Here is a 20,245-nt window from a genome sequence, read left to right as displayed (position 1 = left end):
GACGGTCAGACGAAGTGATTTTCTACGTCAAAACGTATTGCGTTAACGACAAACCTACTCTTCGCTGTACGCCCAATCAACACCTGCTTTGGTGTCTTTCACCACAATGCCCTGCTCTTTAAGCGCGGCCCGGATTTCGTCCACTTTTGCGTAGTCTTTGGCAGCTTTGGCTTCTTGGTAGAAGTGCAGCGTGAGGTGCAGCAGTTGCTCGGCGTCGGCGCGAGGCTCGTCGGCCAGGCCCAGAATGTCGGTCACCAACGCACGGTAGGCAGCGGTAGTTTCCTGCAACGCAGCCTCGCTCACGTTGGCGAGGGTAGCCAGATTGGCTCCGTAGCCGTTCAGCTTGCGCAGCAGGTTGAACAGGCTGGCCACGCAGCGGGCCGTGTTCAGGTCGTCGTTGAGGCCCACGAAGCAGTCGGCCGTCAGCTTGCGCAGCTCAGCATCGGCCTTTTCAGTGTCGGGGGCGCGCTCGGTACCTTCGGGTAGGGCCAGCTTGTCGAGTAGGCGCAGGCCGTTCATGAGCTTACGGTAGCCTTTGCGGGCGGCTTGCAAGCCGTCCTCCGTCACATCTACGGGCGAGCGGTAGTGGGCTTGCAGCAGGAAGAAGCGCACCACCATGGGCGAAAACACCTGCGACAGCGCCTCGGTGGTGCCGGCAAACAAGTCGGTGAGGGTGATGAAGTTGCCCGTCGACTTGCTCATCTTCGTGCCGTTCACCGTAATCATGTTGTTGTGCATCCATACCTGCGACTCATCGGTGTGCGAGTGACTGGCTTGGCTCTGGGCAATTTCGCACTCGTGGTGCGGAAACATCAGGTCCAGTCCACCGCCGTGGATGTCGAACTCCTTGCCCAGGTACTTGCGGCTCATGGCCGAGCACTCCAGGTGCCAGCCCGGAAAGCCTTCGCCCCAGGGTGAGGGCCAGCGCATAATGTGCTCGGGCGACGCGTTTTTCCACAACGCAAAGTCCAGCGGGGAGCGTTTCTCGCTCTGGCCCGCCAAGTTGTCGCGGGTGCCGGCCAACAGCTCGTCGATGTTGCGGTTGGAGAGCTTGCCGTAGTTGTGGCTCTCGTTGTAGGTAGGCACATCGAAATACACTGAGCCGTTCACCTCGTAGGCAAAGCCGTTGGCGATGATTTCCTCGATCATCGTGATTTGCTCGGTGATGTGGCCAGAGGCACGAGGCTCGATGTCGGGCGGCAAGTTGCCCAACTGCGCCATGTGGTGGTGGTAGCGGTGGGCGTAGGTTTCGGCCACTTGCATGGGCTCCAGCTGCTGGGCGCGGGCCTTCTTTGCCAGTTTGTCCTCACCCTCGTCGGCGTCGCTTTCGAGGTGGCCTACGTCGGTGATGTTGCGCACGTAGCGCACGGTGTAGCCAAGGTAGCGCAGGTAGCGCGTCAGCACATCAAACACCACCGGGCCACGGGCATTGCCTAGGTGCGCCTCGCTGTAGACGGTAGGGCCGCACAGATACACACCCACAAACGGCGCGTGTAGAGGTTCGAACGGGGCCTTGCGGCGCGTGAGGGTATTGTAGAGGGAAAGCGGGTGCTCCATGAAGGCAAAGGTAAATCGCAGATATTGCTGATTCAGCGGCTTGCACTGATTTTGTGTGCGGCCGTCAGACAAACAATTAGCGAGTAAGAACAGCTAACTAGTTCGAGGCCGTTTCGTTTCCGGCGTCCTGTTTTTTCTTGTTTTATGACGCAACTAAGTACAAAAGTCAGTTTGCGTAGTATAAAGTCGAAGCTCAACAGTATATAAAGTTCAATTGCCAGTACATAACACTACTTTGCCGGTGTTGACACGTGCAAACGGTAGCGCGCCGTGAGTGGAAAATGGTCGGAATACGGAATTTCGCGGTGCACCTGCACGTCGTCGATGGTCCACTCATCGCTCACAAATTGATTGTCGATGCGCACGAAGGGTATGCGGCCGTTGTAGGTGGCCCCTACCCCGTTGCCGATGCTGGCCCAGGCGTTTTGGTAGCGGTCGGCTAGTTGGTCGTAGCTGTAGCTATAGGGCAGGTCGTTAAGGTCGGCGCAGAGTAGTAGTGGGTAGGGGCTACGGTCGAATCGGCGCGTGAGCGAGTCGATCTGCACGCTGCGCGCCACCATGCCGCGCCGGAACCGCGCCAGCAGCCCACGGCCTTTCTGCTTGAACCCGGCCTTGCTGGAGTAGCTGTCCACAATGTCGCGCTCCTCCATGCTCATGCTTTGCAGGTGAAAGTTGAACACCCGCACTGTGTCGCCGGAGGGTAGACGTAGGTCGGCAAACATGGCGTGGTTCTGCGTGAGCTTGCCAAAGGAAATGGTGCCGCGGTTGACAATCGGGAACCGCGAGAAAATGGCTAACCCAAATTCCGCTCCTATACTGTTTGTCAATGATTTCGACACGAACACTTCCCTACCCTGCGCCGGCCCAATGCGTCGTACAGCATTGAACACGTCGCCATCCTGAGTGGCTTTGGGCTCGTTGTAGAACTCTTGCAGGCAGATGATATCGGCCGGGTTAGTGGCAACCCACTCAATTAGCCGGCGAGAGGAAGTGAGGCCCGCATCGCGTAGCTGTGGGTATACATTGAAAATGCGCACGTTGGCGCTGAGCACCCGCACCAGCTGGCCAGGCGCGCTGGTAGGCGGCACCACGTGCAGTGGGTGCAGCGCTAGCCCACGCTGGAAGTGCGGCCACGTGAGCACCGCCACCAACAGCGGCAACGCTGCTACCCGCCAGCTACGCAGCAGCCAGTAGAACAGGGCGCCCACGTTGAAGCCCAACGCCACCGGCAGGGTAAGAGCGCCAAACGCCGCAGGCCAGAACGTGCGGGCCGGCACTTGCATGCAGGCAATGGTCACCAGCACCCACAGGATGATGAGCAGGGTAGACTTAAAAGCAAAGGAACGACGCACAGGCACTACGGCGTGGCACAGGCCACGAAAATCGGCGGAAAAGCAGGCCTGCGCCGGCAACGCGGGTCCGCTGGCAAAGGTAGGATTTCGGGGCGGATTGGCGACAGCGGAAGCACTACAAGCCTGATCTTTTGGCAACTTTGGAAGGGCAGGAAACAGTTTTTTGTCCGTACATTACCTGCGTTTTTACCTTATCCGCCTATGCTTATTTCTACCCTACGCACTGGCTTGTGCGCTTTGATTACTAGTTTGATTACCAGCACCCTACCGGCGTTTGCGTCTGCTACGCCGGATGCGCGCACGCTGGAGTTTGTGGAGAACCGCGGGCAGTGGAACGACCAAGCTGCTTTTGCGGCCGAGCTACCCGCTGGCCGCCTGTTTCTGAGCCCTACCCGCTTCACCTACGCCTTTGTAGACCCGGCGGCCCTGCGCGCCCACCACGACCACGTAGCGGCGGAAATCACCGACCAAGTACGCGCGCATGCTTACAGCGTGGAGTTTGTGGGAGCCAACCCCGATGCCGTGCTGCAAGGAGAAGAGCCCACTGCCGGGCAGCGCAACTATTTCCTGGGCAACCAGGAAGAGCGCTGGGCCAGCGCCGCGCAGGGCTACCACACGGTACGCTACGACAAGCTCTACCCTGGCATTGGGATGCGACTGTATGAAAACAGCCGGCAGCTACTGGAGTACGATTTCACGGTGCAGCCCGGCGCCCAGCCCGAGCAAATCAGCCTGCGCTACGACGGTGCCCAGCTGCGCCTCGACCACGGCAACCTGGTAATTACTACCAGCGTGGGCCACGTAACGGAGCAGGCCCCGCAGGCCTGGCAGGAGCGTAACGGCCGGCGGGTGGCCGTACCAGTGGCCTTTGTGCTCACCGGCAACACGCTCACGTTTCAGCTGGGCAAGTACGACCACCGCCTGCCGCTTGTCATCGACCCTACCCTGGAATTTTCGTCGTTCACCGGCTCCACGGCCGACAACTGGGGCTTCACGGCCACCTACGATGCCCAGAGCAACATGTATTCGGGCGGTACGGTATTCGCCCTCGGCTTCCCAGTGTCGCGCGGAGCGTACAGCACCAGCTGGAGCGGCAACACCGACATTGGCATCATTAAATACAACACCAAGGCGAGCGGCACCGCTACCCGGTTATACGCCACTTACATAGGAGGTAGCGGCGCCGAGGTGCCGCAGAGCCTAGTAGTGAATCCGCAGGGTGAGCTGGTGATACTGGGTTCTACCAGTTCCGGCAATTACCCAACCAGCGCCGGCGCCTACGACCGCACCTACAACGGCGGTACCACCTTCACCCCCGATCCGGGCCTGGACTACCCCGGTGGCTCCGACATCATCATCAGCAAGCTCAGCGCAAACGGCAGCGCCTTGCTGGCCTCTACCTACCTGGGCAGCTCCGCCAACGACGGCATCCTGGAGCGCATTGGTGATGACCTGGTGCAGAACTACGGCGACCAGTTTCGGGGCGATGTCACCACCGATGCCGAGGGCAATGTATACCTGGCTTCTTCCACTACTGGCAACAACTTTCCGGCCACAGGCTTCCAGCGCCGTATGGGGGGCGGTATTTCCGATGCGGTTATCTGCAAGTTCTCGGCTGATCTGCACACGCTGGCGTGGAGTACGTATTTGGGCGGTGCCGGCAACGACGCGGCCTACTCCATTCAAGTAGATAAGGCGCACGAAGTCTTTATCTGCGGTGGTACTGTCAGCAGCAACCTGCCCGGCACCACCGGCAGCTACCGCCCTACCCGCCAAGGTGGCATCGATGGGTTTGCGGCCCGCATCAGCGCCGATGGCGCTACTTTGGAGCACCTCACCTACCTGGGTACCAGCGCCACCGACCAAGCGTATTTTTTGCAGCTTGATGGGGATGAGAACGTCTATATTCTGGGTCAGACACGTGGCCGGATGACGGCTACCGCGGGCGTGTATGGCGTCCCGAACGGCCATCAGTTTGTGCAGAAGCTCGACCACAACCTCACGCGCAGCGAATACATCAGCACCTTCGGCTCGGGCGCCGCCGACCCCAACATTTCGCCCACGGCTTTTCTGGTAGACGAGTGTGAGCGGATTTATATCAGCGGTTGGGGCGGCAACACCAACTACAGCGGCAACACCTACAGCCTGCCTACAACGGCCAACGCCATTCAAAAAGAAACCGACGGCTCCGACTTCTACCTGGCCCAGTTTACGCCGGGCATGGTGCGGCTGGAGTACGCTACCTTCTTTGGGGGCACCGGCCGCTCTGGGGAACACGTAGATGGTGGTACCTCGCGCTTCGATAAGCGGGGCGTGGTGTACCAGGCTGTGTGCGGTGGTTGCGGGGGCAATTCCAGTTTCCCTATACCACCTGGCGCCAGCACGTATTCCAGCACCAACCGCAGCAGCAACTGCAACAATGCCGCGTTCAAGATTGACTTCCTGCCGGTGCGCTCCAACCCCGGCCCGGTGCGCTACGTGTGCGCCAGCGCGTCTCCTATGACGTTGGGCGGCACGCCCGCCGGTGGCACTTGGAGCGGCCCTGGCGTGACCCGAACCGCTTCGGGCTCCTACCAATTCTCGCCGGCCAACCTGAGTGCAGGCTCCTACTTCCTTACCTACTCCGCCCCCGTTACGGGCACCTGCGTGAGCAGCACCACCGTGCGCTACGTGATAACGGGCACGTTGCCCGTCGCTCTTACAGCCATGCCTACCCTATGCGTCAGCAGCACGGCGGCCCTACCCCTTGCGGCCGCCGTAGCCGGTGGCACCTGGAGTGGTCCTGGCGTTGCAAACAACAGCTTTACCCCCAGCCGGGCCGGCGCGGGCACGCACACGCTCACGTATTCGCTCGCCGACACGGTGAGCTGCACTGTGTCTACGATGGCCGTCACGGTGCAGCCGCTCCCTATCATTACCACCAACCCAGTTATTACGCTCTGCGCCGACCAGCTACAAGCGTTTCAACTGCCGGCGGCTTCTCCGGCCGGGGGCACCTGGACCGGCACGGGCGTATCGTCGTCCGGCATGTTCACGCCACCCGATACCAAGGGCAAAGGCGCTAACATCACGCTCACCTACCGCTATGCTACCCTTGATGGCTGCGAAAACACCGGCACCCAACAGGTAGTACTAGCCCCCGTTTCTGCCTCCAACGTGGTCCTGAACGTACCCGAATGCACCGCCGCCCCACAGTACGCGGGGTTGGCCCCGTTCACCGTGCAGTTTGAGCCGATACTACCCGGCGGCAGCTATGAGTGGGACTTCGGCGACAACACGAAATCCACCGACGCCAACCCCAGCCACGAGTACACCAAAGGCGGCAGCTACCGCGTGCAGCTAACGGCCCGCTACGCCAATTGCGTGGTCGTGACGCAGTTTGCCCCCGTGGAGGTAGGCGACGTGTTCGTGCCTAATATTTTTACGCCCAACCACGACACCAAAAACGAAACCTTTGTGCCGCGCTTCAGCTGCCAGCCAGCCGCCCTGAAAATGTTCAACCGCTGGGGCACGAAAGTGTATGAAACCGAGACGTACCGCAACGACTGGCACGCCGACAATCTGCCGGATGGGGTGTACTATTATCACCTCCGCGACACGGCCGGCCGCACGATTAAAGGTTGGGTAGAAGTCAGACGTTGAGTATGATTATATGAACAAGTTGTAAATTTTCAATAATATCGAATTTCAAATATTATCCTTCTATATAAGTTAAGTACATTTAAATTATATTTTATCATTTTAACAAACAGGCATTTACATCGTATTTACTTATAGCTTTTCCTACAGAGAGAATATCACTTGCCTTAAACCGCAGTAGCTTATTTTCTTCACTTTTTTTATTTAATATTAAAGCACTGATTGTAGCCTATCTTTTAGTTCTGCCTTCGCCTTCTGTAAGCAAACGATATACAAGAGATAGTGCATAGCTGCTGAATACGTTCTGTTTGTGGCGTGATGCCACATCGCCTAACGCAACAGGCACTTTGTTACCGATGGTACGCCTGCTTCTATATATACATATACCCGAACCCTGTTTCTAGTTGTTTTATTTTCTCTTATTTCCATGTCACGTGTGTTCTTATATGCTACCGGCCGCTACCTGCTGCTGGCTGCGTTACTGAGTGGCTGCGCTGAAGAGTCGGGTCCCACGCTAGTCGAGGGCCAGGTCGTGGACAGCCAGACTCAGCAGCCCGTGGCTCACGCCACGGTGCAGGTTGAGCAGGCCAGCCGCGGCGGCGGCTTCGGCAGCGGCGGCTATGCCCCCGTCGGGACCAGCTACCCCACCGACGCGCAGGGGCGCTTTCGCTTCCGCTTCGAGACCGAAGACGCCAGCGACTACATCGTGCGCGCCAGCACCCCGCTGGGCCACTTCACCGACTGGCTCAAGGCTCCCAGCCTGAAGGGCGGGCGCCAGAACCAGGGCCTGCAAGTGCCCGTGCTCGCCCCCGCCTGGATCAAGGTGCAACTCGTTGATGAACCGCCTAAAAGCCGGGTTCGGATATTTTTTTCCGGTTTTGGAGGTGGAGGCTATACTTTGAACTTCCCACGCGACACTTCCGTGGTCTTTCCTTACTACAATACCACGGAGGGATTTATCTACTGGCGCATTACCCCTGACCTCTCCCCCGAGGTTACAGGCCAGCACATCTTACCACTCATTCCATTAGACACTGTCACGGTGCGTATTCCTTTTTAGATAGACGAAGAGTAAACTACTATTTATTTAGGCACTACCCAACCCTTCCTCCTGCGCGCCACCGCGGCCGGCGGCACTTAGAGCAACTCCTACGTTATGGTCGACGGTCTGTTTACGCCACCTGCAGGCTTCACCGGTTCGGCCAAGCTTACCTGCTAACGCTGCGCATACTCAAGCACCACTACCCGCACCGTGCGGGTGGCTACCCTGCCTACTCCCCAACTCTATTCAGAAAACCGGAAAACGCCCCTCCGCATTTTATCCCTAGGTGCCACTACCACCTAGTATTTTGACGATAACACGCAAGGAGCTGGCAGTACTGTGTAGCACACCTATACCATAGTTAAGCGCTGTCACCCTACCATCATTCTGCCTTATTATAATGATAGCCTGTGTCGGCTGCCGCTCACGCTCGCGGCTGTGGACGTGCTGCCAGCCTTCACGCCGCCTTACATCATCACCCCCAACCACGACCATATAAACGACTTTTTTCAAGTTACCACCAGTTGCCCGCCGCAGTTGCAAATCTTCTCGCGTTGGGGAGCCAAAGTGTACGAGTCGGCGTCCTACCAAAACGACTGGGACGGCGGTACCCATCCCGATGGCGTGTACTACTATCTGCTGTACTTGGCAGACGGTCGAACAGCCAAAGGTTGGGTAGAGGTACGCCGGTAACTTCACATTAATACAGGCCGCATTACATGAACTAAGTGGCCCTAACATAGTGTTATGCTATTATAGTACTGCTGCCCCTCTCTACTATGCAACAGTAAGTGGGCCACAGGTTGCGAATTGCATTCTTATTTCGTACCTTTGCCCCACTTATTAGCTATCGTGAAGAGGGGACGCGCAGTCCCCTCTTTCTTTTGCCCCCTGCTTTTCTGCCTATGAAGTTTGATCGTGACCGCATTGCCGAGCTGTTGCAAGCCTGCCTGCCCGATGACGCCAACCTGTTTGTGGTAGGCCTGACGGTTTCGGATGCCATTCGGCCCAAAGTCACCGTCACGCTGGATGGCGAACAAGGAGTAGGGATTGACGAATGCGCGCAGGTGAGCCGCCGGCTAGCCCGCCGCATCGAAGAGGAATACAGTGAGGAAGCCAGCTACACGCTGGAAGTCACCTCGCCTGGCGCCGACCAATCCCTCACCGACCCACGCCAATACACCCGGCACGTGGGCCGCTCCTTGGATCTGAAGCTCACCGATGGCACCGAGAAAACTGGTGTATTGGAAGAAACCACCCCTGAAGGCATTCAGCTGGCGGAGGTAGTGAAAGAAAAGAACAAAAAGAAAACCCTACCCGCCGCGCACATTCCGTTTGCGGATATTGCGGAGGCCAAAGTGGTTATTTCATTTAAATAACTGGTTAATAGTTAAGTACTGACAGGTTGAATTGCTGAATGGTTGTTTGCTCTAGCTGAACTCACCGACCGTTTATCATTCAATAAGCAGCCATTTAACAATTCAACAATTTAATCTTCAAATTCGATGAACAGCAACGTCCTGATCGAATCGTTTGCCGAGTTTGCCCGATCCAAGAACATTGACCGCCCCACGATGATGAGCATCCTGGAGGACGTGTTCCGTACCATGATCCGCAAGAAGTATACGACCGACGAGAACTTCGACGTCATTATCAACGTGGACCAGGGCGACTTGGAAATCTGGCGCAACCGGGAAATTGTAGATGATAACTCCGAGGATATCTGGGATTTCGACAAGATTCCGTTGGCCGAAGCCCGCAAGATTGAGGCTGACTTTGAGGTAGGCGAGGAAGTAGCCGAAGACGTGAAGCTCGAAGATTTCGGTCGTCGTGCTGTGCTGATGGCCCGTCAGACGCTGATTCAGCGCGTGAAAGACCTGGAGCGTGACAATCTCTACCAGCAATACAAAGACATGGTGGGTGAAATTATCACCGGCGAGGTCTACCAGGTTTGGAGCCGCGAGGCGCTGATTCTGGATAAAGAAGAAAACGAGTTGGTATTGCCCAAAGTAGAGCAGATCCCCAAGGACCGCTACCGCAAAGGTGACACCATCCGGGCCGTAGTGCACCGCGTGGATGTATTAAACGGTACGCCCAAGATCATCCTGTCGCGGGCAGCACCGGCGTTCCTGGAACGTTTGTTTGAGTTGGAAGTGCCCGAGATTTATGATGGCCTTATCACCATCAAGAACATCGTGCGCGAGCCTGGCGAGCGGGCCAAGGTAGCCGTTGAAAGCTACGATGACCGTATCGACCCGGTAGGTGCTTGCGTGGGCATGAAAGGCTCGCGTATTCACGCCGTGGTGCGGGAGCTGGAAAACGAGAATATCGACGTCATCAACTACACCGACAACTTGGAGCTATACATCGCCCGGGCTTTGTCACCCGCGAAGTTGACTTCGATGAAGATAAACGAACAAACTGGTCGGGTTTCGGTGTTCTTGAAGCCGGACCAAGTGAGTCTGGCCATTGGCCGGGGCGGTGCCAACATCAAACTGGCTTCGCGGCTGGTGGGCATGGAAATCGATGTGTTCCGCGACGCGGGCGATTACGAAGAGGACATTGCCCTCGACGAGTTCCGCGACGAAATTGAGGAGTGGATCCTTAATGAATTCAAGAAAATCGGTCTCGATACTGGCCGCGCCGTATTAGCGGTCAGCAAAGAGGATATCGTGCGGCGCACGGAGCTGGAGGAGGAAACGGTACAAGATGTTTTCCGCATCATCCGCCAGGAATTTGAAGCCGACGAAGAGCAAACAGAACCAACCATTTCCGACGACGCGCAATGAGGGCGCGGCGGCCGGTACGGCAAAGACGCTAAATCACGCCAGTGGCGCGACTTAGCGTCGGCTGACAAGATTTAATATAGTAACTTTGCAACTGGATAAGAGTATCGTTCGCGAGCATAGAATGGCGGAAGCAGCAACCAAACGGCTGAATCAGGCGGCCAAAGACCTGAACGTCGGAATTTCCACGATTGTGGACTTTCTGTCGGAAAAAGGCATTGATATCGATAATAAACCGACCACGAAATTGACGGCCGAGCAAGTACGCATGCTCAATAAGGCCTTCGAATCGTCGGTGCAGGATAAAATCGAGGCGGCCAAGCTCAGCCAGGCCAAGCGCCAGACGGAGCAAGAAACCGTCCAGCCCAAACCCGAGCCAGCTCCGGCTCCTAAGGCCAGCGAACAACCCGCTGCGCCCAAACCCGCTGAGCAGCCTGCTCCCGCAGCGGCTGTACCGGTGGCTGCTATGCCATCGGTCCCTGCTGCTCCCGCCCAGCCCGAAGCACCCCGCGTGCCTGGGCTAAAGGTGTTGGGTAAGATTGAGCTGGATGCCAAGGGTCGCCCCGTGCCACCCCGACCTGCTGCGCCGACACCTGCTCCCGCCGCCGCTACGCCGGTCCCAGCCCCAGCTCCCAAGCCGACGGCTGCTCCTGCACCAGCGCCAGCACAATCCGCCCAGGAAAAAACACCGGCCGCTCCGCAGCCAGCACCAGTTCCTGTAGCGGCTGCGCCTACTCCCGCTCCGGCGGCACCGGCACCGGCACCAGTAGTAACTACGCCAACGCGCCCAGTTGCTCCGGCTCCAACTCCGACACCCGCGACACCTACTGCTACCCCTGCTCCGGTTCCACCCGCGGCCCCGGCTGCGCCAGCGGCTACGGTTACTCCTGCTGCTTCAGCAAAAGCTCCGGAAACGCCCTCCGCAGCTCCAACGGCTCCAGCCGAAGAAGATTCAACCATCGTAGCGAAGGCCGATCAGTTGAAAGGCCTCACGGTACTGGGCAAAATTGAGCTACCCGTAGACTCATCGCGACGCGGTGGCCGGCGGCCTGTGGCTTCATCTGATGTGCGGAAAAGCGGCATCGGTGCGGACAAAAAGAAGCGGCAGCGCATTCCTACCCCTGGTGGTGGAACTGTCGGGCAGAACCAGCCCGGCCAGCAAGGCCAACAAGGAGGCAACCGCACCGGTGGAGGTCGTCCCGATCAACAGCGCGGCAATAACCGTCCTGGCCAAGGTAACCGCAATCAGCCAGCTCGTCCGGCCGTAGCCAATACGCCCGAGCAGAACGATAAGCAGATCCAGGAGCAGATTAAAGCAACCCTGGCGAAGCTTAGCGGCAACAGCAACAATAACAGCCGCGGTAACCGCGCCAAATACCGCCGCGACAAGCGGGCTGGTGTGGCCGAAGCTACCGAGTTGCAGCGTCAGCAAAACGAGCTGGACTCGAAGACACTGAAAGTTACCGAGTTCATCTCGGCCAACGACCTAGCCTCGCTGATGGACGCGTCGGTTAACGACGTAATTAAGGTGTGCCTGAGCATGGGCATGTTCGTATCCATCAACCAGCGCCTCGACGCGGAAGCCATTACCGTTATTGCCGATGAGTTCGGTTATGACGTGGAATTCCTGTCGGCGGAGGAAGAGGAGACCGAGATGGAGATTGTGGACGATCCGGAAGACCTCCGCGACCGTGCTCCGATTGTTACCATCATGGGTCACGTCGACCACGGTAAAACGTCGCTCCTAGACTACATTCGCGATGCGAGCGTAGCTAAGGGTGAGGCCGGTGGTATCACCCAGCACATTGGTGCCTATGAGGTGAAAACGCAGTCGGGCAAGCCAGTTACGTTCCTTGATACGCCGGGTCACGAAGCATTTACGGCCATGCGTGCCCGCGGTGCCAAGGTAACGGACATCGCCATCATCGTGGTAGCTGCCGACGACTCGGTAATGCCACAGACGAAAGAAGCCATCAACCACGCGCAGGCAGCTGGTGTACCCATCATCATCGCGCTCAACAAGATTGACAAGCCCGGCGCCAACCCCGAGAAAGTACGGGAGGAGTTGTCGGCTATCAATATTCTGGTAGAAGAATGGGGTGGTAAGTATCAGTCGCAGGAAGTATCGGCCAAAACCGGTATTGGTATCGACGATCTGCTGGAGAAAGTGCTGCTCGAAGCGGAACTGCTGGAATTGAAAGCCAACCCCGACCGCAATGCCGTAGGTACGGTTATCGAAGCCTCTCTGGACAAAGGCCGTGGCTACGTAACCACCGTGCTGGTGCAAACCGGTACGTTGCAGGTAGGCGACATCGTGCTGGCCGGTCCGCACTACGGCCGTGTGAAGGCCATGACAGACCACCGCGGCAAGAAGATGAAAAAAGCTGGCCCAGCTACTCCGGTGCAGGTGCTTGGTCTGACTGGTGCCCCGCAAGCTGGTGACAAAATTGTAGTGATGGACACAGAGCGCGACGCTCGTGAACTAGCTACGCAGCGTCAGCAACTGGCTCGCGAGCAGAGCATGCGTACCAAGAAGCACATCACGCTGGATGAGATTGGTCGTCGTTTGGCTATCGGTTCGTTTAAAGAACTGAACGTGATTGTGAAAGGCGACGTGGACGGCTCGGTGGAAGCACTGGCCGACTCCCTGCTGAAACTCAGCACGCCGGAGGTAGCCGTGAATATCCTGAACAAAGGGGTAGGCGCGATTTCCGAATCGGACGTGTTGCTGGCATCGGCTTCCGACGCTATCATCATCGGCTTCCAGGTGCGGCCCTCGCAGAGTGCCCGCCGCTTGGCCGAGCAGGAGCAGATCGATATCCGTCTGTACTCTATCATCTACAATGCCATCAACGAGGTGAAGGATGCCATGGAAGGCATGCTGGCCCCAACGGTGCAGGAGGTGACGGTAGCTACGCTGGAAGTACGTCAGGTGTTCAACATCACCAAGGTAGGCACCATTGCCGGCTGTATGGTGACGGAGGGCTCTGTCAACCGGAATACCCGAGTGCGCGTGGTACGCGACGGCATCGTGCAGTATACTGGCGACGTACAGGCCCTGAAACGCTTCAAAGACGACGTATCGGAAGTGCGCCAAGGCTACGAGTGCGGTATCAGCATCAAAGGCTACAATGATTTGCAAGAAGGCGACATCATTGAAGGCTTCGAGGAAAAGGAAATCAAGCGGACGCTGTAAGCAACTGCTTGGATTTTCAGCAAGTACAAAACGCCCCCGGCTCTTATGGAGCCGGGGGCGTTTTGCGTTTAGATTCTCCCAACAATCATATTCTACATGATTGCTCTTCCTCTGTGTAGAAACTCCTTTGACTATCCTGCTGAGCGGCGTCTAGACATTATTGCTTCATTGGATGGTAGGGGACGCAGCGAGATGCTTCGACTTTGCTCAGCAAGACGACCTAACCTACTTCCTAGACAGCTTCATTGGCTTTACGTTAATACCCGTCGATATTTCATACTCCATATCCCTATTTTTTGCCAAAAAAGCCCCTACCACTTCTGCGTGGTAGGGGCTTTCAATTAGGGTGTTTCTGCTCCTAATTAAAAGAACAAAAATCTTTTCTTATGCTTGTGCTTCAGCGGCTTGCCTTTGGGGTCGATGCCGGGGGCGGCGTGGGTCTGGCCGCGTTTCTGGCGTAGCGAGCCTACGTTTTTGGTTTTGAATTTTTTGACGGTAAAACCTCCGTTGCGCGAATCGTATTGGCGGGCAGAGCTACTGCCACGGCTGAAGCTGGTATTGGAACCCATACCCGAACGAGCTTCCAGAATTTCCATCTGCTTATCGCGCTTGGCCTCGTCAGAGTTCATGCTCATACGTTGCTGCATACGGGCAATCTCTGCATCGGAAGCCTTCTTTTTGCCACTACGCCGGGTAGCGGGCTCATCGCTAACCAACGATTTGCGGGTAGCCAGTGTGGCCTGAGCCATGGCTTGCTGAGCCAAGGACGTGAGGAGCAACAAGCTTAGGCAGACAAAAAAGTGCTTCATGCAGCAGCGTATTAAGGGACTATGGGCGGCAAGCAACTAAGATACCGCTTTTTGATTGGTACGACAACCCCTACCTTCTCACTTTAGTTCAGCCCTAGAACTTGTAAGTCAGGCCAATACCTAGGGTTTCTTTGAACTGAATACGACGCCCTTTTTCGCCCGTGGTGCCATCACCAATGGGTACGGGAATATCGTCGTCGTACATCAGAATAGTGGCTACGTTGGCGCTGATAAACTTGTTGACTTTGCAATCAAGCAGATTGGTCCAGTATACATCAACGTTTTGCGGGTTGTGGAAGTAGTTGCTGAATAGTTCCAGCCGGGTTTGGTAGGAAACGTTGGGTAGAATGGTTTTCACCATTCGGGCATTCATATAACCCCCCACCTCGGCCCGAAACAGCTTGCCGGTTCCGCGCACCAGGCGTCCGTCGGCGTCGCGGCGCGCACCTTGCACCCCAAAGGCGCCGTAATCAGCCAGGCGCTGGCTATTGACCACCGTAAACTTGCCGGTAGCGGGCGATAATAGGACGGAGATGTACTCAACCGGCTTGTACTCCCAGCCTGCCGACGCCAGAATGTACGCGGGCGCGAAAAATCGGGAAGTCAGCGAATCACGAATTTCATTGGACTTGGTAGGAGTGAGCTGGGTTTTGATATTGACTTGCGTAGCGTACGACCACTTGTTGGAATACTGCCGGGCGTAGCGAATGTTCATTTCCAGCCGGTCGTCGCTTTTGCGCATCTTGGCCGGGCCAGCCTTCAACAATCCATACACCAGATCGACAGCCGCCGCAAACGTGTGTTTCTCGCCCCGGAAATGCGCGTACACGTTGCCAATACCCAGCAGCGACAGGGAGCTTTGTCCACCAGCCGCCCAGTTGTTGAGGCTTACCTGGCTGAGATTAATGGAACCGGCGCCACCGCGCCGCCAGCCGCGGGCCGTGTCGATTTCAGTGGACAGCTTGTAGGGTTCAAGGGCAATGCGGCGCGGCATGGTCTGCGCCTGACCGATAGTCGGTAGCAAAAGCAGCAGTAAGAGGACAACTCGGAGGACAAAGGACAAAACAGGACGGAAACAAACTATCATATACACAAAGCAGCCGGTGTACAAGCCTTACGAGCTTGGTAACCGGCTGCTCAGTAGACCACTCTCGCCGCTATGCGCGGCTACGCAAGGCGTCGCGAATTTCGGTAAGTAATATTTCTTCTTTGCTCGGCGTTGGGTCCGGCTTCACTTCTACCACAGTGGGTGCTTTAAATCGATTGGCAAAGCGGACAATCAGAAACACGCAGAACGCAATGATAAAAAAGTAGATAACGGCATTCAAAAACAGGCCCACATTTACGGTAGCCGCCTTGGCTGCCTTGGCTGCTTCCAGATTGGCGTAGCTTTTCCCATCCAACGGAATGTACCACTCCTTGAAATCTATATCGCCCGTAGCCAGACTGATAATCGGCATGATGATGTCCTCGGTCAGTGAAGTGACGATCTTACCGAAGGCGGCGCCAATGATGACACCGACTGCCAGATCCAGCACGTTGCCTTTCGCTACGAACGTTTTAAACTCAGAGAAGAAACCCATGTAGCCTATTGTTTTGGTGAATAAATGGACAGGAATAGCACAAAGTAAATATACTTTTCAATATATCTTTTCATTTATAATTCAGTATCAATTGGTTGCCTAACCGATTTCGGGTTATTGCGGACCCGCAGGCCGGACAAAACAGGCCCCGCGCTTTTACTTTATCTTTGCCTGCTCGACTTTTGATCTTCTATTTTGTTACGGCTCTATGGTTCCTCTTTTTCATAATCTGTTGTTGCAACAGGATTCCGTTTCCGGCATCCTGCGCATTACTTTGAACCGCCCTACCAAGCTGAACGCGCTGAACGCGGCTACTATTGAGGAAATCCGCCAAGCCATGCAGTATGCCCTGGATGCGCAAGCGGTGCGCGGCATCATCCTGACGGGTAGCGGCGACAAAGCCTTTGTGGCCGGCGCCGATATTGCCGAGTTGGCCGAGCTGAACGAGATAGTAGGGCGCCGTATGGCCGAGAAGGGCCAGGAGGTATTTTGCCTGATTGAGGAAAGCTCCAAGCCGGTTATTGCCGCTGTGAATGGCTTTGCGCTGGGTGGCGGCTGCGAGCTGGCCATGGCCTGCCATCTGCGTGTGGCCTCCGAAAACGCCCGCTTCGGGCAGCCCGAAGCCAACCTGGGCCTGATTCCGGGATACGGTGGTACGCAACGGCTGGCCCAGCTCATCGGCAAAGGCAAAGCGCTGGAACTGCTGATGACCACCGACCAAGTGAAAGCCGATGAAGCGCTACGCATAGGCCTCGTGAACCATGTAGTCCCGTTGGCGGAGCTGCTACCCTTCTGCGAGCAGTTGCTGGGCAAGATTCTGAGCAAAGCGCCGCTGGCCATCGGCATGATCATCGACTGCGTGAATGCGGCCTACGACCAAGAGCGCCACGGCTACCAGACGGAGGCCAACCTCTTTGGCCGTTGCTGCGGCTCTGCTGACTTCCGCGAGGGTACCCAGGCCTTTCTGGAAAAGCGCCCGGCGGCATTCACGGGTGAGTAAGTAGTGAGATGGTGAGCTCGACGTTCTGCGAGTACTACTGGCGCAGTGCGCGCCAGTTGCGCAGATAGTACGTCAAATTCACCATCTCACTATTTGCTCTCTATTTCATCATTTACCATTTCACTCCGTGAGTATAGCTAAAAAGCTGGCGGGCCAGACGGCCGTGTACGGCGTGAGTAGTATTGTAGGGCGGGTACTGAATACGCTGCTGGTACCCGTGTATACAGCCCGGTTTGTGGCAGCGCAGTATGGCATTGTTACGGGGTTGTTTGCCTACGTATCGTTCCTGAATGTGGTATTCACCTACGGCATGGAAACCACATTTTTCCGGTTTGCCAACCGCCCCGGCACCGACCGCCAAGAGCTGTACGACCGTGTGATGACGCTGTTACTGCTCACCAGCGCCGTATTTACGGTAGGGTTGGCTTTGCTGGCCCGGCCGCTGATGAGCCTGCTCTCCCTACCCCCCGGCCACGAGCGGTACGCCGTCTGGATAGCCTGTATTCTGGGCCTGGATGCCGTAGCGGCCATTCCATTTGCCAGGCTACGGTTGGAGAACAAGGCGAAGAAATTTGCGGCTATCCGATTGGCTAACATCCTGTTGAACATCGGGTTGAACCTGTTTTTCATCGTGTTCTGCCCCGATGTGCTGGCCGGGAAATACCTAACGGCCTTGCAGCCGTTGGTGGCCCGCCTCTACGACCCCACGGTGGGGGTAGGATACGTGTTCATTTCCAACCTGGCAGCCAGCGCTTTCACGCTGGTGCTGCTGTACCGGGAGTTGCTCGATATTCGCCCACGCCTGAACCTGGAGCCGTTGCGGCCGTTGCTCCGCTACGCCTACCCTATTATGCTGATGGGCCTAGCTGGGATGGTGAACGAGACGCTGGACCGCATTCTGCTGCCTAAGTGGCTTCCTGAGGGCTTCTACCCCGGTCAGGACAGCTTGGCAGCGGTAGGCATCTACGGCGCCTGCTATAAAATTGCCATTCTGATGAGCTTGGTTATTCAGGCGTTTAAATACGCGGCCGAGCCCTTTTTCTTCGCGCAGAGCACCGAAAAAAACTCACCCCGCACGTTTGCCTTGGTGCTCAAGTGGTTCACGCTGTGCTGCGCCGTGCTGTTCGTTGCCGTAAGCGTGAACGTGGACTTAGTAGCGCGGGTGTTTCTGCGCAGTCCCGAATACCTGCAAGGCTTGAGCGTGGTGCCGGTGCTGCTGCTGGCCAACCTGTTTTTGGGCGTATACTGGAACCTCTCGGTGTGGTTCAAACTCACCGACAAAACCTACTACGGCACCTATATAGGATTTGCTGGCGCTGTACTTACCATCGTCCTCAACTTCCTACTCATTCCGGTGCTGGGGTATATGGGCTCGGCCATTGCCACGCTGGCCTGCTATTTTATGATGGCGGCGCTATGCTGGTGGCTCGGCGAACGTCACTTTCCGGTGCCCTACCCTGTGGTGCGGCTGCTTACGTGGTTGCTGGTGGCTTGCGGGGTAGTCGCTGTTAGTTGGTGGCTACCCTTATCGGGTACCTGGAGTGGACATGCTTTTCACGCGCTACTCACGCTAGCCTTCATTGGGCTGATTGTGCTGATTGAGAAACCGCAACGCGTACTAGGTAGGTAACTGTTAAATGTTCTTTCGGGATGAGGTTCTGGCTTCTTGCCCCTACCCTCCTACCTTTGCCCGATGCAGATTCCCGTTATCAACCGCTCTCACCATCCTCTACCTGCCTACCAAACAGCACACGCCGCTGGCCTCGACGTGCGGGCTAATCTTACGGAACCCGTGACGCTACGACCTTTGCAACGCGCCCTTATCCCGACTGGCTTGTTTGTGGCCCTACCCGTGGGCTACGAAATGCAGGTGCGGCCCCGCAGTGGCCTGGCCTACAAGCACGGCATTGGCATCGTGAACAGCCCCGGCACCATTGATGCCGACTACCGGGGCGAAATTCAGGTGCTACTGGTGAATCTCTCCGACGCGGATTTCGTAGTGCAGGACGGCGAGCGAATTGCACAGCTAGTAGTAGCCCGCCATGAGGTAATTGACTGGGAACCTACCGAAGAGCTAAGCGAAACAGCCCGCGGCACGGGCGGCTACGGCAGTACTGGCAGTCATTAACCAACCGCAACAAGCTTTTCCCCGTTTCTATATAATATAGAGCACTTATTACCCACTTTTAACACTCCTACTCAGGAAGGATATGAAAATCATCGTCCCGATGGCTGGCATGGGCAAACGCATGCGCCCCCACACCCTCACTGTTCCCAAACCCCTAATTCCGATTGCGGGCAAGCCCATTGTGCAGCGCCTCGTGGAGGACATTGCCCAGGTGTGCAACGAGCCGGTGGACGAAGTAGCCTTCATTATTGGCCGGGCTTTCGGCAAAGAGGTGGAGAGCAACCTGCAAAAAATTGCTGAGTCGGTAGGGGCCAAGGCTAGCATCGTGTATCAAGATGAGGCCTTAGGTACTGCCCACGCCATTCTGTGCGCTAAAGAGTCGCTGACCGGCCCGCTGGTAGTGGCCTTTGCTGATACGCTGTTTAAGGCTGATTTCAAGTTGGACTCGTCGGCTGCTGGTACCATCTGGGTGCAAAAGGTAGACGACCCCAAGCCCTTCGGCGTGGTGAAGCTGGACGACAGTGGTGAGATTACCGACTTCGTAGAGAAGCCTGAGGAATTCGTTTCTGACCTGGCCATCATCGGCATCTACTACTTCCAGGACGGCGCCTACCTGCGCGAGGAGCTGCAATACCTGCTCGACAACGACATCAAGGACAAAGGCGAGTACCAACTCACCAATGCCCTCGAAAACATGAAAAACAAGGGCACCAAGTTTGTGCCCGGCCGCGTAACTGAGTGGCTTGACTGCGGCAACAAGGATGCAACCGTCTTCACCAACCAGCGCTACCTCGAATACTTGCAGGAGCGCGGCGAGAAACTGGTAGCCGACTCGGCCAAAATCACGAACTCGGTGATAATTGAGCCCGTGTACATTGGCGAAAACGCTGTGGTGACCGACTCGGTGGTGGGTCCGCACGTATCGCTGGGTGAGGGTAGCAACGTGCGCAACTCGGTGCTGACCAACTCTATCGTGCAGAAATCAGCCTCGGTACTGCACGCCAATATCACCAACTCGATGGTAGGCAACAACGCCACCGTCGTAAGCGCCCCCGCCGATTTGAGCCTGGGTGACTTTAACACCCTGCGGGTGTGATATTTTTCTGCGTTTTGACGTTAGCAATAGCGCGGTCCTGACGGGCCGTGCTATTTC

15 protein-coding genes are annotated in these 20,245 nt (G+C 56.6%); 10 read left to right on the top strand and 5 right to left on the bottom strand.

Features of this window, described 5'->3' with window-relative positions; all coding sequences use genetic code 11:
- Positions 1–54: 54 nt before the first annotated feature.
- Together cysS and KYK14_RS02275 are read right to left on the bottom strand one after the other, a co-directional pair.
- Positions 55–1,557 carry a cysteine--tRNA ligase gene (cysS, locus tag KYK14_RS02280; RefSeq protein WP_219156602.1) on the bottom strand — a complete coding sequence of 501 codons (1,503 nt, stop codon included), beginning with the start codon at positions 1,555–1,557 and terminating at the stop codon, positions 55–57.
- A gap of 230 nt (positions 1,558–1,787) precedes the next feature.
- A complete protein-coding gene (locus KYK14_RS02275; protein WP_219156600.1) occupies positions 1,788–3,047 on the bottom strand; it encodes an endonuclease/exonuclease/phosphatase family protein in 1,260 nt (419 codons plus the stop codon).
- 63 nt (positions 3,048–3,110) lie between these two features.
- On the opposite strand from KYK14_RS02275, the gene KYK14_RS02270 reads away from it, so the two are divergent.
- From KYK14_RS02270 to infB, 6 genes are all read left to right on the top strand, one after another.
- The gene (locus KYK14_RS02270) at positions 3,111–6,551 is read left to right on the top strand and encodes a DUF7948 domain-containing protein (protein WP_219156598.1); all 3,441 of its coding nucleotides are present in this window, start codon (positions 3,111–3,113) and stop codon (positions 6,549–6,551) included.
- A gap of 424 nt (positions 6,552–6,975) precedes the next feature.
- Entirely contained in the window at positions 6,976–7,608 is a 633-nt protein-coding gene (locus tag KYK14_RS02265) for a peptidase associated/transthyretin-like domain-containing protein (RefSeq protein ID WP_219156596.1), read from the top strand.
- Between the two features lie 420 nt (positions 7,609–8,028).
- Positions 8,029–8,283: a T9SS type B sorting domain-containing protein gene (locus KYK14_RS02260; protein WP_219156594.1), complete on the top strand. Its 255-nt coding sequence runs from the start codon at positions 8,029–8,031 to the stop codon at positions 8,281–8,283.
- A gap of 212 nt (positions 8,284–8,495) precedes the next feature.
- Positions 8,496–8,969, top strand: a complete 474-nt coding sequence (locus KYK14_RS02255; RefSeq protein WP_219156592.1) for a ribosome maturation factor RimP — start codon at positions 8,496–8,498, stop codon at positions 8,967–8,969.
- Between the two features lie 126 nt (positions 8,970–9,095).
- On the top strand, positions 9,096–10,379 hold the full coding sequence (nusA, locus tag KYK14_RS02250) for a transcription termination factor NusA (protein WP_185281474.1): 1,284 nt from the start codon (positions 9,096–9,098) through the stop codon (positions 10,377–10,379).
- A gap of 121 nt (positions 10,380–10,500) precedes the next feature.
- Positions 10,501–13,572 (top strand): translation initiation factor IF-2, encoded by a 3,072-nt coding sequence (gene infB / locus KYK14_RS02245; protein WP_219156590.1) that lies wholly within the window; start codon positions 10,501–10,503, stop codon positions 13,570–13,572.
- A 362-nt stretch (positions 13,573–13,934) separates the two neighbouring features.
- Here infB and KYK14_RS02240 read toward each other — a convergent pair whose 3' ends face one another.
- The 3 genes from KYK14_RS02240 to mscL all read right to left on the bottom strand — a co-directional run bounded on the left by KYK14_RS02240 (position 13,935) and on the right by mscL (position 15,964).
- Entirely contained in the window at positions 13,935–14,381 is a 447-nt protein-coding gene (locus KYK14_RS02240; RefSeq protein WP_219156588.1) for a hypothetical protein, read from the bottom strand.
- 94 nt (positions 14,382–14,475) lie between these two features.
- Positions 14,476–15,405, bottom strand: coding sequence for a DUF3078 domain-containing protein (locus KYK14_RS02235; RefSeq protein WP_208306583.1), 930 nt, complete (start codon positions 15,403–15,405; stop codon positions 14,476–14,478).
- A gap of 133 nt (positions 15,406–15,538) precedes the next feature.
- Positions 15,539–15,964, bottom strand: a complete 426-nt coding sequence (gene mscL, locus KYK14_RS02230) for a large-conductance mechanosensitive channel protein MscL (protein WP_185281480.1) — start codon at positions 15,962–15,964, stop codon at positions 15,539–15,541.
- Positions 15,965–16,172: 208 nt separating this feature from the next.
- On the opposite strand from mscL, the gene KYK14_RS02225 reads away from it, so the two are divergent.
- The 4 genes from KYK14_RS02225 (at position 16,173) to KYK14_RS02210 (ending at position 20,188) form a co-directional block, all read left to right on the top strand.
- Positions 16,173–16,964: an enoyl-CoA hydratase/isomerase family protein gene (locus tag KYK14_RS02225; protein ID WP_219156586.1), complete on the top strand. Its 792-nt coding sequence runs from the start codon at positions 16,173–16,175 to the stop codon at positions 16,962–16,964.
- A 127-nt stretch (positions 16,965–17,091) separates the two neighbouring features.
- A complete protein-coding gene (locus KYK14_RS02220) occupies positions 17,092–18,594 on the top strand; it encodes an oligosaccharide flippase family protein (RefSeq protein ID WP_219156584.1) in 1,503 nt (500 codons plus the stop codon).
- A 63-nt stretch (positions 18,595–18,657) separates the two neighbouring features.
- Entirely contained in the window at positions 18,658–19,092 is a 435-nt protein-coding gene (dut, locus tag KYK14_RS02215) for a dUTP diphosphatase (protein ID WP_185281483.1), read from the top strand.
- Positions 19,093–19,174: 82 nt separating this feature from the next.
- Positions 19,175–20,188, top strand: coding sequence for a sugar phosphate nucleotidyltransferase (locus KYK14_RS02210; RefSeq protein ID WP_219156582.1), 1,014 nt, complete (start codon positions 19,175–19,177; stop codon positions 20,186–20,188).
- The last annotated feature ends 57 nt before the right edge of the window (positions 20,189–20,245 follow it).

The sequence above is a fragment of the Hymenobacter profundi genome, assembly GCF_019334315.1.
Taxonomy (GTDB): domain Bacteria; phylum Bacteroidota; class Bacteroidia; order Cytophagales; family Hymenobacteraceae; genus Hymenobacter; species Hymenobacter profundi.
Note: the sequence above shows the minus strand (reverse complement) of the source record. Positions and strands in the feature narration are given on the sequence as shown.

Bases quoted from the DNA above. Each gene is read 5' to 3' on its own strand.
- nusA (WP_185281474.1), top strand. From the start codon at position 9,096: ATGAACAGCAACGTCCTGATCGAATCGTTTGCCGAGTTTGCCCGATCC.
- KYK14_RS02265 (WP_219156596.1), top strand. From the start codon at position 6,976: ATGTCACGTGTGTTCTTATATGCTACCGGCCGCTACCTGCTGCTGGCT.
- KYK14_RS02240 (WP_219156588.1), bottom strand. From the start codon at position 14,381: ATGAAGCACTTTTTTGTCTGCCTAAGCTTGTTGCTCCTCACGTCCTTG.
- KYK14_RS02210 (WP_219156582.1), top strand. From the start codon at position 19,175: ATGAAAATCATCGTCCCGATGGCTGGCATGGGCAAACGCATGCGCCCC.
- infB (WP_219156590.1), top strand. From the start codon at position 10,501: ATGGCGGAAGCAGCAACCAAACGGCTGAATCAGGCGGCCAAAGACCTG.
- KYK14_RS02255 (WP_219156592.1), top strand. From the start codon at position 8,496: ATGAAGTTTGATCGTGACCGCATTGCCGAGCTGTTGCAAGCCTGCCTG.
- KYK14_RS02270 (WP_219156598.1), top strand. From the start codon at position 3,111: ATGCTTATTTCTACCCTACGCACTGGCTTGTGCGCTTTGATTACTAGT.
- cysS (WP_219156602.1), bottom strand. From the start codon at position 1,557: ATGGAGCACCCGCTTTCCCTCTACAATACCCTCACGCGCCGCAAGGCC.
- dut (WP_185281483.1), top strand. From the start codon at position 18,658: ATGCAGATTCCCGTTATCAACCGCTCTCACCATCCTCTACCTGCCTAC.
- KYK14_RS02225 (WP_219156586.1), top strand. From the start codon at position 16,173: ATGGTTCCTCTTTTTCATAATCTGTTGTTGCAACAGGATTCCGTTTCC.
- mscL (WP_185281480.1), bottom strand. From the start codon at position 15,964: ATGGGTTTCTTCTCTGAGTTTAAAACGTTCGTAGCGAAAGGCAACGTG.